Origin of the sequence: Hydrogenophaga sp. SNF1, from assembly GCF_034421675.1 — a bacterium.
GTDB classification, from domain to species: Bacteria; Pseudomonadota; Gammaproteobacteria; order Burkholderiales; family Burkholderiaceae_C; genus Hydrogenophaga; species Hydrogenophaga borbori.
Window position 1 is genome coordinate 848,032 of record NZ_CP139793.1, and the last position, 12,538, is coordinate 860,569.

13 protein-coding genes are annotated in these 12,538 nt (G+C 73.1%); 1 reads left to right on the top strand and 12 read right to left on the bottom strand.

Going from position 1 to position 12,538, the window contains the following annotated elements; genetic code table 11:
* Positions 1–7 precede the first annotated feature (7 nt).
* The 12 genes from SOM08_RS04120 to gspG all read right to left on the bottom strand — a co-directional run bounded on the left by SOM08_RS04120 (position 8) and on the right by gspG (position 11,841).
* Positions 8–904 (bottom strand): 5'-nucleotidase, encoded by an 897-nt coding sequence (locus tag SOM08_RS04120; protein ID WP_070401022.1) that lies wholly within the window; start codon positions 902–904, stop codon positions 8–10.
* Between the two features lie 90 nt (positions 905–994).
* Positions 995–2,224 carry a type II secretion system inner membrane protein GspF gene (gene gspF / locus SOM08_RS04125; RefSeq protein ID WP_116958428.1) on the bottom strand — a complete coding sequence of 410 codons (1,230 nt, stop codon included), beginning with the start codon at positions 2,222–2,224 and terminating at the stop codon, positions 995–997.
* Positions 2,225–2,234: 10 nt separating this feature from the next.
* A complete protein-coding gene (gene gspE, locus SOM08_RS04130) occupies positions 2,235–3,677 on the bottom strand; it encodes a type II secretion system ATPase GspE (protein ID WP_116958427.1) in 1,443 nt (480 codons plus the stop codon).
* A gap of 10 nt (positions 3,678–3,687) precedes the next feature.
* Entirely contained in the window at positions 3,688–5,931 is a 2,244-nt protein-coding gene (gspD, locus tag SOM08_RS04135; RefSeq protein WP_322470109.1) for a type II secretion system secretin GspD, read from the bottom strand.
* 23 nt (positions 5,932–5,954) lie between these two features.
* Positions 5,955–6,749: a type II secretion system protein N gene (gene gspN, locus SOM08_RS04140; RefSeq protein ID WP_322470110.1), complete on the bottom strand. Its 795-nt coding sequence runs from the start codon at positions 6,747–6,749 to the stop codon at positions 5,955–5,957.
* Positions 6,750–6,875: 126 nt separating this feature from the next.
* On the bottom strand, positions 6,876–7,406 hold the full coding sequence (gspM, locus tag SOM08_RS04145; RefSeq protein WP_116958424.1) for a type II secretion system protein GspM: 531 nt from the start codon (positions 7,404–7,406) through the stop codon (positions 6,876–6,878).
* Between the two features lies 1 nt (position 7,407).
* Positions 7,408–8,691, bottom strand: coding sequence for a type II secretion system protein GspL (gene gspL, locus SOM08_RS04150; RefSeq protein ID WP_322470111.1), 1,284 nt, complete (start codon positions 8,689–8,691; stop codon positions 7,408–7,410).
* A gap of 134 nt (positions 8,692–8,825) precedes the next feature.
* The gene (gene gspK / locus SOM08_RS04155; protein ID WP_245980873.1) at positions 8,826–9,809 is read right to left on the bottom strand and encodes a type II secretion system minor pseudopilin GspK; all 984 of its coding nucleotides are present in this window, start codon (positions 9,807–9,809) and stop codon (positions 8,826–8,828) included.
* 61 nt (positions 9,810–9,870) lie between these two features.
* A complete protein-coding gene (locus SOM08_RS04160) occupies positions 9,871–10,590 on the bottom strand; it encodes a PulJ/GspJ family protein (RefSeq protein ID WP_181936447.1) in 720 nt (239 codons plus the stop codon).
* Positions 10,590–10,958: a type II secretion system minor pseudopilin GspI gene (gene gspI, locus SOM08_RS04165; protein ID WP_116958421.1), complete on the bottom strand. Its 369-nt coding sequence runs from the start codon at positions 10,956–10,958 to the stop codon at positions 10,590–10,592. The genes SOM08_RS04160 and gspI overlap by 1 nt, the downstream gene beginning before the upstream one ends.
* Before the next feature lie 8 nt (positions 10,959–10,966).
* Positions 10,967–11,431 carry a prepilin-type N-terminal cleavage/methylation domain-containing protein gene (locus SOM08_RS04170; RefSeq protein ID WP_116958420.1) on the bottom strand — a complete coding sequence of 155 codons (465 nt, stop codon included), beginning with the start codon at positions 11,429–11,431 and terminating at the stop codon, positions 10,967–10,969.
* A 32-nt stretch (positions 11,432–11,463) separates the two neighbouring features.
* Positions 11,464–11,841 (bottom strand): type II secretion system major pseudopilin GspG, encoded by a 378-nt coding sequence (gene gspG / locus SOM08_RS04175; protein ID WP_245980894.1) that lies wholly within the window; start codon positions 11,839–11,841, stop codon positions 11,464–11,466.
* A gap of 138 nt (positions 11,842–11,979) precedes the next feature.
* Here gspG and SOM08_RS04180 point away from each other — a divergent pair, with 138 nt between their 5' ends.
* Positions 11,980–12,495, top strand: coding sequence for a type II secretion system protein N (locus SOM08_RS04180; RefSeq protein WP_116958418.1), 516 nt, complete (start codon positions 11,980–11,982; stop codon positions 12,493–12,495).
* Positions 12,496–12,538: the final 43 nt, after the last annotated feature.

Sequence of the window (12,538 nt, forward strand, 5' to 3'; positions counted from 1 at the left end):
GCTGGGCTCAGGGGTTCGAGATGCCCGAGGCCACGTGGCCCGCCGGCACGTGCTGGGCGGCGGACTCTATGTGGCCGGTCTGGTCGTCGAAGAAGAAGTCGGGTTCGAACTCGCGCAGGAACTCGCCCTTGGGCAGGCCGCCCAGGAACATGGCCTCGTCGACCTCGATGTTCCAGTTCATCAGCGTGCGGATGGCGCGCTCGTGCGCGGGCGCGCTGCGCGCGGTGACCAGCGCGGTGCGGATGCGCATGAGCGGCGTGCCTTCGCTCTGCAGGCGGTGCAGGGCCTCCAGCAGGGGCTTGAAGGGGCCCCCCTCCAGCGGCGTGCCGGCCTTGCTCGATTCGTGCGACTGGAAGGCCGAGAGGCCCTGCGACTGGTAGATGCGCTCGGCCTCGTCGGAGAACAGCACGGCGTCGCCGTCGAAGGCGATGCGCACCTCGGTCGGGTGGGCGTCGCTGGCGCGCACCGAGGTGGGGTAGACCTGCGCGGCGGGCACGCCGGCGTCCAGTGCGGCGCGCACGTCGGCCAGGTGGGCCGATAAGAAGAGGTTGGCGCGCAGCGGGCGCAGGTAGCGCCAGGGCGACTGGCCGCGCGTGAAGCTGCCGCGCTGGATGGGCAGGCCGTAGTGCTGGGCCGAGCGGAACACGCGCATGCCCGAGACGGGGTCGTTGCGCGAGAGGATCACCACCTCCACGCGCTGGGCGTGGGCGTCGTTGAAGGCGAGCAGCTTGTGCACCAGGGAGAAGGCCACGCCGGGCGCGGCGGGGGTGTCGAGCCGCTCCAGTTGCAGCCGCATGTAGGCCTTGTCGTCGCCCTGCTCGAACAGGCGGTTCTCTTCTTCGAAGTCGAACAGGGCGCGCGAGGAAATGGCGACGACGAGCTTGCCGTCGAGGGTGACTGCCATCAGACCACCCGCCGGGCCGCCCCCAGGGCGGTCTGCGCCCCCTTGGGGGGCAGCGGATACACGAAGTGAGGCGCGTGGGGGCTCATGGTTTCAGGTGACGAGTTGGTTCAGTTGGATGATCGGCAGCAGCACCGCCAGCACGATGAGCATGACAACCAGGCCCATGCCCACGATGAGCAGGGGCTCCAGCACCGTGGCCAGGGACATGGCGCGGCGCTGCACCTCGGCGCCGAGCTGGTCGGCCGCGCGCTGCAGCATCTGCGGCAGCTGGCCGGTCTGTTCGCCCAGGCGCGCGAACATGCTCAGCAGTGGCGGAAAGCGCTTTTTGCTGGCCAGGGCCGAGGCCAGGGGCGCGCCCTCGCGCACGCGCACCAGGGCGTCGAGCGCGTCTTCGCGCAGGGCGCGGTTGTTCAGGGTTTCGGCGGCGGTCTGCAGGGCGCGCAGGATGGGCACGCCCGCGCCCGCCAGCATGGCCAGCGTGCCGGCGAAGCGCGTGGCGTTGAAGCCGCGCGCCAGCCGGCCCAGCACGGGCAGGCGCAGCACGGCGGCGTCCATGCGCAGGCGCAGGCCCTCCTGCCGGTGCGCGAACACCAGCCCGATGAGACCGAGCACGAGCAACAGCAGCACGGCCCAGCCCCATGTGCGCACGAAGGCGCTGATGCCCATCATGATGACCGTGAGCGTGGGCAAGGCGCGCTTGCTGCCCTCGAACACGCCCGCCACCTGCGGCACCACGTAGCTGACCAGGAAAACGACGATGACGATGGCCACCAGGGTCACGATGGCCGGGTACAGGGCCGCGGCGATGAGCTTGTTGCGCAGCGCCTCGCGCGCTTCCAGGTCGTCGGCCAGGCGCTCCAGCACGGTGCCGAGCTGGCCGCTCTGTTCGCCGGCGGCCACCACGGCGCTGTAGCTGGCCGCGTATTCGCGCGGGTACTGCGACAGGGCGCGCGCGAAGGACGAGCCGGCGTTGACTTCGCTGCGCAGCGTGGCCACCAGGTTGCGCAGCTTGTCGTTCTCGGCTTCGTCGGCCAGCGCGCTGAGCGCGCGCTCCAGCGGCATGCCGGCGGCCACCAGGCCCGCGAGCTGGCGCGTCCACACGCCCAGCGCGGTGTTGCTGAACACGCGCCCACCCCACAGCGTGACGTTGAGTCCCTGGCCGCCACCGGCTTGCGCCGACTGCGCGGCCGGCTCCACGGCCAGCGGCACCAGCGAGCGCGCGCGCAGCAGGCCGCGCGCGGCGCGCGCGGTGTCGGCGTCGATCACGCCCTTGTGCGTTTCGCCGTTGGCGTCAACGGCCTCGAAGGTGTAGGCGGGCATGCAGACGCCCCTATTCGCGGGTGACCGACATCACCTCTTCCACCGAGGTCACGCCCGTCTCGATCAGGCGCTGGCCGTCCTCGCGCATGGTGCGCATGCCGGCCTTCTCGGCGGCGGCGAACAGCCGGCTTTCGGCCGCGCGTTGGTGCACCAGCGCGCGGATCTGGTCGTCGGCCACCATGAGTTCGTAGATGCCGGTGCGGCCCTTGTAGCCACTTTGGCTGCAGTGCTCGCAGCCCACCGGGTGCCAGCGGCCCTGCGCGTCCTGGCGGCGGCAGTGCACGCAGAGCTTACGCACCAGGCGCTGCGCCAGCACGCCCAGCAGCGAGCTGCTGAGCAGGAAGGGCTCGACACCCATGTCGGTGAGGCGGGTGACGGCGCTCGGCGCGTCGTTGGTGTGCAGCGTGGCCAGCACCAGGTGGCCGGTGAGGGAGGCCTGGATGGCGATCTGCGCGGTCTCGTGGTCGCGGATTTCGCCGATCATGATGACGTCCGGGTCCTGGCGCAGGATGGCGCGCAGGGCCTTGGCGAAACTGAGTTCGATCTTGGGGTTGACCTGGGTCTGGCCGATGCCGGGCAGCTCGTACTCGATCGGGTCCTCGACCGTCATGATGTTTTGGCGCCCGGCATCCAGCCGCTGCAGGCCGGCGTAGAGCGTGGTGGTCTTGCCCGAGCCCGTGGGTCCGGTGACCAGGATGATGCCGTGCGGCTGCTGGATGAGGCGCAGGAAGCGCGCCAGCACGTCGCCCTGCATGCCCACGGATTCGAGGTCGAGCTTGCTCTCGCTCTTGTCGAGCAGGCGCAGCACGGCGCGCTCGCCGTGCGCGCTGGGCAGGGTGGAGACGCGCACGTCCACCGCGCGGGTGCCGATGCGCAGGCTGATGCGGCCGTCCTGGGGCAGGCGTTTTTCGGAGATGTCGAGCTCGGCCATGATCTTCAGGCGCGAGATCAGGGCCGCGTGCAGGGCGCGGTTGGGTTGCACCACCTCGCGCAGCGTGCCGTCGACGCGAAAGCGCACGCTGGAGTGGCGCTCGAAGGGCTCGATGTGGATGTCGCTGGCGCCATCGCGCGCGGCCTGCGTGAGCAGGGCATTGAGCATGCGGATGATGGGCGCGTCGTCGGCGGTTTCCAGCAGGTCCTCGATGGCCGGCAGCTCCTGCATCATGCGGCTGAGGTCGGCATCGCTCTGCACCTCGCTCACCACGGCGGCGGCGCTGGATTCGCCCTGCGAATAGGCCGAGCTGATGCGCTGGCGCAGGCCCTCGGCGTCTTCCCACTGCAGGTCCAGCAGCGGGTGCAGGCGCAGGATCTCGGACAGGGCCGACAGGCGCCTGGACTGGGCCTGCGGATCGGCCGCGGGCGTGCGGCTGCCCACCAGGGTGAGCCGGCCCGCGTCTTCCTCGAGCAGCCACTGGTGCTCACGCGCGAAGGCGTAGGGCAGCGGGTACTTCATGGGCGCGGCCTCACTGCTGGGGGGCAGGGGCAGGGGCGGGGGCGGGCGCCGGGGCGCCCGCCGGCGGCGTGGGCGCGGGGACGGCGTTGGGCGAACCTTCGGGCGCGCCCAGCGGCGTGGGCCGCGGCGCCAGGCGCTCGTAGGGCAGGGCCTGCGGACCCAGCACGGGCGACTCGTTGATCTTGAGCACGCTGCTGCGCTCGGGCTGCAGCCCGCGCTGGATGCTGCGCATCTGCTCGTAGCGGTCGAGCGCGAGGTTGGCGGTGTCGCGCTCGTCGCGCATCACCACGGGGCGCAGGAACACCATCAGGTTGGTTTTCTTGCGGCTGCGGGTTTCGCTGCGGAACAGGCCGCCGAGCACGGGCACGTCGCCCAGGCCGGGCACCTTGTCCTGGTTCTGCGCGTACTCGTCCTGCAGCAGGCCGCCCAGCACCACGATGGCGCCGTCGTTGACGAGCACGGTGCTTTCGATGCTGCGCAGGTTGGTGATGAGGCCGGTGCTGGAATTCACCGAGGACGGCGCCACGCTGGACACCTCCTGGTAGATGGTCAGCTTGATGGTGCCGTTCTCGCTGATCTGGGGCTTCACGCGCAGGGTGATGCCCACGTCCTTGCGTTCGATGGTCTGGAAGGGGTTGACCGAGCCGTTGTTGCCGCCGCCGGTGTTGGTGAACTGCCCGGTGACGAAGGGCACGTTCTGGCCGATGACGATCTTGGCCTCTTCGTTGTCCAGCGTGAGCAGGTTGGGTGTGGACAGGATGTTGCCGGCGCCGTTTTCCTGCAGGAAGCGCGCCAGGAAGCCCAGCACGTAGACGCCGCCGGTGCGGCGCGCCAGGCCGATGTTCAGGCCGGCGGCGGGCGCCGTCTCGCCTTGCGCGAGGTTGAAGATGTTGCGCCCGCCTTCGCCGAAATTGGTGCCGAGCAGGCCGATCACGCGGTCACCCGACTGGCCGGAGGCGCCCTGCCACTGGATGCCGAACTCGGCGGCCTTGTCGTCGTTCACCTCGGCGATCAGGCTTTCCACATACACCTGGGCGCGGCGCGAGTCGAGCTGGTCGATGACCGCGCGCAGCTGGCGGTACAGCGGCTCGGGCGCGGTGATGATGAGCGAGTTGGTCGCCGGGTCGGCCTGGATCATGCCGCCGGTAGAGGGCTGGGCACTGGCCGCCACCGGCGTGCTGGCGGCGCTGTTGGCCCCCATGCCGCTGCTGGCGCCGCCGCCCAGGTTGAGGCCGCCGGTGCTGGCGCGCGACAGGCCGCCGCTGGACGCGCCGCCGCTGCTGCCGCCGCCGAGGGCGCCGCCGCTGCCGCCGCCGTCACCCGCCGCGATGGCCGCGCGCAGCGTGGTGGCCAGGGCCACCGCGTCGGCGTTCTTGAGGTAGACCACGTGGATGTTGCCGCTGGCCACGCTGGCCGAGGGCTGGTCGAGCCGCACCACGAGCGACTTGACCAGGGCCAGGCGCGCCGGGTTGGCCGCGCGCAGCACCAGCGCGTTGCTGCGCGGCTCGGCCACGATGGTGGTGCGGAAGGAGGCATCGCCGGCGGCGGCGGCGCCGGCCGTGGTGCCGCTGGCGGCGGGGTCGATCAGGCGCTGGATCAGCGGCACGATGTCGGCCGCCACCGCGTGCTGCAGCGGAATGATCTCGACGTCGCTCGCGCCGGGCACGTCCAGCGCGGCGACGATGCGGCCGATGCGCTGCAGGTTCTCGGCGTAGTCGGTGATGATCAGGGAGTTGTTGCCCGGGTTGACGTTGATGGTGTTGTTGGGCGGGATCAGCGGGCGCAGCACCGGCACCAGGTTGTTCGCGTTCTCGTGGTTGAGCCGGAAGATCTGCGTGACCACGGTGTTGGACGCCGGCAGCGCCGACGCGGCCCCCGCGTTCACCACGTTGCCCTGCAGCTTGGCGTCGGCCTCGGGCACGATCTTGTAGAGCCCGCCGGTGTCCACCAGCGCGAAGCCCTGCAGGCGCAGCGCGGCGGCGAATTGGTTCAGCGCGGCGGCCGGGGGCACGGGGCGGTCGGTGGAGAGGTTGATGGTGCCGCGCACGCGCGGGTCGACGACGACGCTGCGGCCGGTGATGGTGGCCATGGTGCGGGCCACGGCCTCGATTTCGGCACCCACGAAGTTCAGCGTGACGGGCTCGGTCGGCCGGGTTTGCGCGGTGGCCGTCGGCGCGCCGGGCAGGCTCAGCGCCAGTGCGCAGGCCAGCGCGAGTGCGCTGCGGCGTCCGGCCAGGGGGGGGAGGGCAAACATGATGGCGATCCTACGTCTAAGGTTCACCCGATGGTGATGACCGAACGGGCGCCTTGGCGGCGGCCCACGATGTTGAGCAGGTTGGTCAGGGCCTCTTCGCTGCCGGGCGCGGCCTGGGCGTCGCCCGCGAAGCGCAGGCGCCCGCCCACCCATTGGCCCTGGCCTTGCAGCAGCAGGGCGCCGTTGAGGGTGCTCAGGTCCAGGCGGGCGGTGTCGCCCTCGGCCCCCGCGCGCAGCGTGGCGCGGTAGCTGCCCAGGGGACGGATGCTGGACAGGCGCGAGGCCATGTCGAGCGCGTCGATGTCCAGCCCGCCGTGCAGCCGCGCGCGGCCGCTGGCCAGGGTCAGCGTGAGGCCCTCGCTGCGCAGCGCCAGCACGCCCTGCAGGCGCAGGGTGTTCCAGGGGGTGCCCAGGCCGGCCAGCAGTTCGGCCGGCCAGCGGCTGTCGAAGCCGGCGACGCTGAGCGAGGTTTCGCTCAGGCCGGGGTGCAGGCGCAGCTGCAGCGGCTGTGGGGTGCAGCAGGGCGCCTGCAGCGCCAGCGCGAACGCCGGGCCGCCTTGCCAGGCGGGGCGCAGGCGCCAGCGCAAACCCCGGGGCAGGGCGCTGCGGGTGCGGCTGCCTTCGCCGCCGGTGAGCAGCAGATCGGCCTGGCCGCTCCAGACGCTGCCGCGCGCGTTGACGAGTTGCAGCTGTCCGCCGCTGGCCCGGTCCAGTGCGCTGGCCAGCCAGCGCGCCGGGGCGAACAGCAGCAGCGCCAGCAGCAGGCCCAGCACGGCGGCGGCGAAGGCCAGGCGGCGCACGGTGGCAGAGGCGCTCATGGAAACACCTCCGCGCAGCGCGCTGCGGTGCGAACGCCTTCGGGCGGCCGGGCGGCGCGAATTCGCAACACCTTCGCGCAACGCGCTGCGGTGCGAACGCCTTCGGGCGGCCGGGCGGCGTTCATCTCAATTCCCTGCCAGCGGCGGGCCGCTCACCACCAGCGAGCCGCTCCAGGTGGTGCCCGGGCCGTCGCGGTTGAGTTGGGATTCGAGCGGCAGCAGCCGCGCGTTCACGCGTACCTGCTGCAGCCAGCCGGCCAGGGCCAGGGCCTCGGCCTGGCGCAGGGTGAGGGTGGCGCGGTCGCCCAGCACGTTGATCTGGCCGGTGCCGCCCAGGGCGCCGGTGGCGGCCTCGAGGGCGCGCAGGGCCTCGTCGCGGCCCGGCGGCTGGCCGGTGGAGGCGGCGCGCAGGCCCTCGGCGGTCTGCGCAAGCTGCTGCATGCGCGCGAGCTGCGCGTCCAGTGCGGCGTGGCGCGCTGGCGCCTCGCGCAGGGTGCGCCAGGCGGGGTGGATGGCGAGCCACCACAGCAGGGCCAGGCCCACGATGAGCGCGGCGGCCAGCACCAGCCGGCGTTCGCGCGCGGCGAGGCCACCGTACCAGCCGGCCAGGGCGGCGCGGGCGTTCGCCGGGGAAGGGGTGTCGGGGTCGGCGGCCATGTCAGGGTTGCGGTGCCTGCAGCACCAGTTCGTTGCCGTCGAATTGCGCGCGCCAGCCGCCGTTCTGCAGGGCCTGCTGCAGTGCGCGCACCCGCTCCTCGCCGGAGCGCCAGCCCGACAGGCGCAGCGCGCCGTTGTCGTAGCCGATGCGGGTGGGCGACAGCGGTTCGCTGCCGGCGGCGCGGTCCACCGCGGCCAGCAGGCTTTCCAGGTCGCCGGCCGAGAGTTGGCCGCTGGCCTGCTGCAGCCGCGCCACCTCGCGCTGCATTTGCGCGGGGGCGTCGAGCACCAGGTTGACCTGGGGGAAGGCCGTGGTGAGGGTGGTGCGCACCGCGTCCTGCTTGTCCCGCAGGCTCTGGCGCTCTTGCCAGGCCGTCAGGTTCAGCCCGAAGAGCTGTGCCGCGACCAGCGCCGCGAGGCCCCAGCGCGCCGCGCGCCACTGCGGGCCGCTGCGGAACTGGCGCCAGGCGCGCCGCCAGCGCTGGCCGCGCCGGGCGCCCGAGGACAGGCTGAGGTCGAACTGGGCCAGGTTCCAGTCGCTCTGGCCGGCGCGCAGCAGCCACCGGGCCGGCGGCACCGGGTCGAAGGGGCGCTGCAAGGCGCGTTCGGCGAGTTCGGCCACCAGCGGGTCGGCCAGCCAGACGTCCAGCGCGTCGGTGGCGCGCAGGTCGTTGGCGTTGGCGCCGGGCAGCAGGGCGTCCAGGGGCAGGGGCTGGTCGCCGCGCAGGGGCACGCAGCTCACGCCCAGCAGGCTGGCGCTGGCCAGCCAGGCCTGGTCGCCGTCGATGTGCGCCCAGTGCAGCTGGCCGGGCGAGTCCATGGCGAAGCTGCGCGTGGCGCCGGTGGCACCGGGCGCGCGGGCGGGCACCAGGGGCCACATCAGCGGCGCGATGCGCGCCACCGGGCGGCCGGCGGATTCGAGCGCGCGCAGCCAGTCGCGCAGGCGGGCGCGGTCGGTGCAGGCCACCCACACGGTCTGGCCGGCGCGCCCGCCGGGCTCCAGGGCGTGGTGCAGGGCGCCCACGTCGCTGAGCACCTGGTCTTCGAGCAGGCCGTCGAGCGCGGCGCGCAGGCGCGGGCCGCTCACGCGCGGCAGGCTCAGGCGGTGCCAGGACAGCGCGCGCGGCGGCAGCGCCAGCACCAGTTCCTCGTTGCGCGGCAGCAGCGACAGGGCCGATTCGCCGTCCTCGACCGGGTTCTGGCCGTCGGTGCTGCGCACCCAGCGCATCAGCGCGGCGGCGGCCGAGGGCGGTGCCAGGTAGTCGACGGGCGTGACGATGAGCACAGGCGGGATTTCAGAAGATGGGACCGGCCATTCTAGAGAGGGACCATGTCAAACCCTCATCCAGGTGCCCTAGGGCGTTGCGTGGCGGCTTCAGTCGCCATCCCCCGGGGGGGCGACCGGCACCCTGGGGCGCCTCAGCGGCGCGTGAAGCGCTCGCGCCAGACGATGCGCGCGTCCAGGGCCTGGCGCATCACCAGGGAGCGCTCTTCGATGATGGTGTCGTCCAGCCGCAAGCGGCCGCGCACCTCGAAGAAGCTGCTGCGCACGCCGTGGTACTGGTCGCTGAGGACGGCCGGGCCCTGGGGCAGCAGGCGCTGTGCCTCGGCGATGCTGCGAAACGGCGTGCGTTCGCGCGCCGAGACGAGGCGGCGCGCCATGGCCAGATCCAGCCCCGGCAGGGAGGCGGCGATGGCCTCGGCGCTGGCGGTGTTCAGGTTGAGCGTGGTGCGCAGCGGCAGCACGGTGAGGTGGGGCTCCAGCCGCGCCAGGCTGCTGGGCGAGATGCCCAGCCAGGCGAGCTGTGAAAGCTTGGTCGGCAGCAGCGAGGCCGCGTCCGCGGGCAGGGGGTCGCTGAGGGACATCTGGGCGCTGGCCAGCAGCTCCTTGGCGGCGGCTTCGAGCTCGCCGCGGGGCAGGCCGAGCAGTTCGTACAGGCGGCGCAGGCTGTCCAGGTCGGGCTCGGAGAGTTCGTACTTGAGCGGCACGGCACCGTTCTGGACGGTGGTCAGGCGCGCCACGTTGTTGAAGTTCAGGCGCGACTGCAGGTCGGTGATTTCGCCCGAGAGGAAGGCTTCGAGCGTGCTGTCGGCGGTGTTGTCGCGGTCGGCGGCGAGGAAGCTGGACAGCCGGGCCTCCTCCAGGGGCAGCGCCCAGGGCTCGCCCAGGTGGTCGGGGTTGCCATTGGTCTGGTTGCCGCGCCCGTCCTCGCGCAGGATCAGGCGCGCCCAGTCGAGCGCACCGGTCAGGATCCAGGCGGCCTGGGCGCGCTGGCGCTCGGCGCGCTCGACCTCCAGCGCGCGCCATTGCTGCCACAGCGCGCTGGCGGCCAGCGCGGCCACCAGGGTGACGGTGAGCATGGCCAGCAGCAGCGCCGCGCCTCGCTGGTGGGTGCGTGTCACGGCACGGCCCTCCATGCCGCACCCGGCGGGGCGGAGTTCCCTGGGAGCGGCCCGGCCGCGCTCATGGCGAGGGCTCCAGCGTGGGGCGCACCCAGTCGCGCTGCAGCACGCCGTGCAGGGCGGTGCCGGCCGGGGGCAGTTCCAGCAGCAGGCGCACGCCATTGGGCATGTTGAGATTGGGGCTGAAGGCCATGGTGCGCGGGGGCTGGGCGTCGTCGGCCGACTGGGGGTTGGTCCAGGCCTCGCCGCGGTGGTAGTACAGCTGCCAGCGCAAGGCCGGCACCAGCGCGATGGCGCTGTCGGCCGTGGGGGCGGTGAGCGCGTCGCCGGCGGTGTTGCCGGGCGCGTTCACACGGCCGGTGGCCCAGTCGGCCGCGCGCTGCCAGGCGTGGGCGAGCTCGTTGCGCTGGCGCAGCGGACCCGACTGCCAGCGCGACCAGCGCGGGCCCTCGGGGCCGTTGAGCAGGGCCCAGGCCACCACGCGGACGCCTCGGCTGTCCAGGCCGGACTCCATGGGGTCGCGCCGGGTGAGCCGAAGCACCTGGCCGTTGAAGGCGATGGGCGCGACTTCGCGCGTGTCGACCAGGGCGTCCAGGTCGGCCGTCCACTGGCCCAGGGCGGACTGCAGGCGGCGCAGCTCGTCGCCCCGCGACTGGGTGATGTTCTGCGTGCGCCCCATGCCGTCGATGGCGCGCCAGGCCAGCACGGCAATGATCGAGAGGATGGCCAGGGCCACCAGCAGCTCGATCAGGGTGAAGCCACGCGCGCGCCGCCGGCCCATCAGAAGCGTCCTTGCACGGTGGACAGCGTCAGCAGGCGCACCCCGGGGCCGTCGGCGCCGCGCAGCACGGTGGCGTCGATGCGGCGGAAGTTGGGGTTGGGCGTGGGCAGCACGGACACCCGCACGCGCAAGTCGTGGCCGGCCTGCTGGCAGGCGGATTCGCTGTTGCCTGTGCCGGGCAGCTGGCGCTGCAGGCGCAGGGTGGTGAGGGTGTTCTCGGCGCACAGGGTGGCCAGCCATTGTTCGGTCTGGCGCTCGGCCGTGCGCGTGAGCGCGTTGCTGGCCTGCAAGCCGGTGGTGAGGGCGAGCGCCACCACGCCCAGGGCCACCAGCACCTCGATCAGGGTGAAGCCGCGCGCGCTTTTCATCTCGGGGGTCAGGGCGCGTCCGGGGTGACGCGGAAAGGGCCCAGGCCGTCGGTGGCCAGCACCAGGCGGCGCTCGCCCAGGCCGAGGGCGATGCGCTGCGCCGGGATCAGCGGCTCGGGGCCGAGCACCAGCGAGGTGGCGCCGGGCGGCTGCAGCACCTGGGCGCCGGTGTCGGCGTTCAGCCATTGGTGCGCGCCTTCGGAGGGCGTGGGGCCGTCGCCGGCACGCGCACGTGGCAGTCCGATGAATTCAAAGCCATGGGGCCGCACGCGCCACACCACCGGCAGGCCGCTGGTGAGCGATTGCGCGCGCGCCGATTCGAGCATGGCCGACAGGCGCAGGGCCTCGCGCTCGAGCCGCGTGCCGCTGTCCTCGCGCAGCGCAAAGCTGACGGCCGCCGTGGCCATGGCGATGATGGCCACGACCACCATCAACTCGAGCAGGGTGAAGCCCCGTGGGCGGCCGTGCGGCATGGTGGGGGCGGGCCGTCGGCGGGCCGGCCGGTTTACTGCCAGCTGCCGATGTCGGCGTTGGCGCCTTCACCGCCGGCCTGGCCGTCGGCGCCCAGCGAGAGCACGTCGACTTCGCCGTGCACGCCGGGGTTGAGGTACTGGTACGGCCGTCCCCAGGGGTCGTTGGGCAGCTTGTCGAGGTAGCGGCGCCAGTTGGGCGGAATCGCCCCGACGGTGGGTTTGTTGACCAGCGCCCCCAGGCCTTGCTCGGCGCTGGGGTAGCGCTGGTTGTCCAGGCGGTAGAGCTTGAGCGCCTGCATGAGGTTGTGGGTGTCGGTGCGGGCGGCGGTCACGCGCGCGTCGTCCGTTCGGTCTAGCACGTTGGGCACGATGAGCGCGGCCAGCACGCCGATGATGACCAGCACCACCATCAGCTCGATGAGCGTGAAGCCGCGCCGCAGCGCGCGTCGGGTGGGTGCGTAAGAGGGGAAGAGGGGGCGTGTCAAGGGAGTCTCCGGCACCGGGTCGTCGGGCGCCCCGCGCGGGGGTCGGTCGATCATAATGCGCGCATGAGTCGGGCATCCACCTTCGGGCACTCGGTCTTCCTGGGCGAGGGCGCTGCGGCGCCAGGCGGCGCGCCGCGCCGCGCGCCGGGTGCGCTGGCCGTGCTGCTCTGGCTGGCCACGGGGCTCAGCGTGGGCTACTGGGTGCTGCAGGCCGTGGGCCGCTCGCCGCTCACGCCCGTGGCAGCGCCCGCGGTGGCGGCGCCCGCGCCCGACGCGGCCTCCGTGGCGCGCGTGCTGGGCGCGGTGCAGGCCGTTGCGGTGGACGCCCCGGCCAGCGCGCCCGCCCCGCTGTCCTCGCGCTTCCAGTTGCTGGGCGTCATCAATGCCGGTGGCGCCGATGGCGCCGCGCTGATCGCCATCGATGGGCAGCCACCCAAGCCCTACCGCGTGGGCGCCGAGCTCGACGGCGGCGTGGTGCTCCAGTCGGTGCAGCGCCGCTCGGCGCGGCTCGCACCGGCCGGCGGGGGCCAGCAGGGCTTCGAATTGAGCTTGCCCGCCCCGCCGGGCGACACGCCCTGAGGCCCCGGGCCGCCCGCCATGGCCCCGCGCGGCGGAACACCCA

What these genes read in the sequence shown, in the direction of transcription:
- SOM08_RS04120 (WP_070401022.1), bottom strand. Translation starts at nt 904, where the DNA reads ATGGCAGTCACCCTCGACGGCAAGCTCGTCGTCGCCATTTCCTCGCGC.
- gspF (WP_116958428.1), bottom strand. Translation starts at nt 2,224, where the DNA reads ATGCCCGCCTACACCTTCGAGGCCGTTGACGCCAACGGCGAAACGCAC.
- gspE (WP_116958427.1), bottom strand. Translation starts at nt 3,677, where the DNA reads ATGAAGTACCCGCTGCCCTACGCCTTCGCGCGTGAGCACCAGTGGCTG.
- gspD (WP_322470109.1), bottom strand. Translation starts at nt 5,931, where the DNA reads ATGTTTGCCCTCCCCCCCCTGGCCGGACGCCGCAGCGCACTCGCGCTG.
- gspN (WP_322470110.1), bottom strand. Translation starts at nt 6,749, where the DNA reads ATGAGCGCCTCTGCCACCGTGCGCCGCCTGGCCTTCGCCGCCGCCGTG.
- gspM (WP_116958424.1), bottom strand. Translation starts at nt 7,406, where the DNA reads ATGGCCGCCGACCCCGACACCCCTTCCCCGGCGAACGCCCGCGCCGCC.
- SOM08_RS04160 (WP_181936447.1), bottom strand. Translation starts at nt 10,590, where the DNA reads ATGGGCCGGCGGCGCGCGCGTGGCTTCACCCTGATCGAGCTGCTGGTG.
- gspI (WP_116958421.1), bottom strand. Translation starts at nt 10,958, where the DNA reads ATGAAAAGCGCGCGCGGCTTCACCCTGATCGAGGTGCTGGTGGCCCTG.
- SOM08_RS04170 (WP_116958420.1), bottom strand. Translation starts at nt 11,431, where the DNA reads ATGCCGCACGGCCGCCCACGGGGCTTCACCCTGCTCGAGTTGATGGTG.
- gspG (WP_245980894.1), bottom strand. Translation starts at nt 11,841, where the DNA reads ATGGTGGTGCTGGTCATCATCGGCGTGCTGGCCGCGCTCATCGTGCCC.
- SOM08_RS04180 (WP_116958418.1), top strand. Translation starts at nt 11,980, where the DNA reads ATGAGTCGGGCATCCACCTTCGGGCACTCGGTCTTCCTGGGCGAGGGC.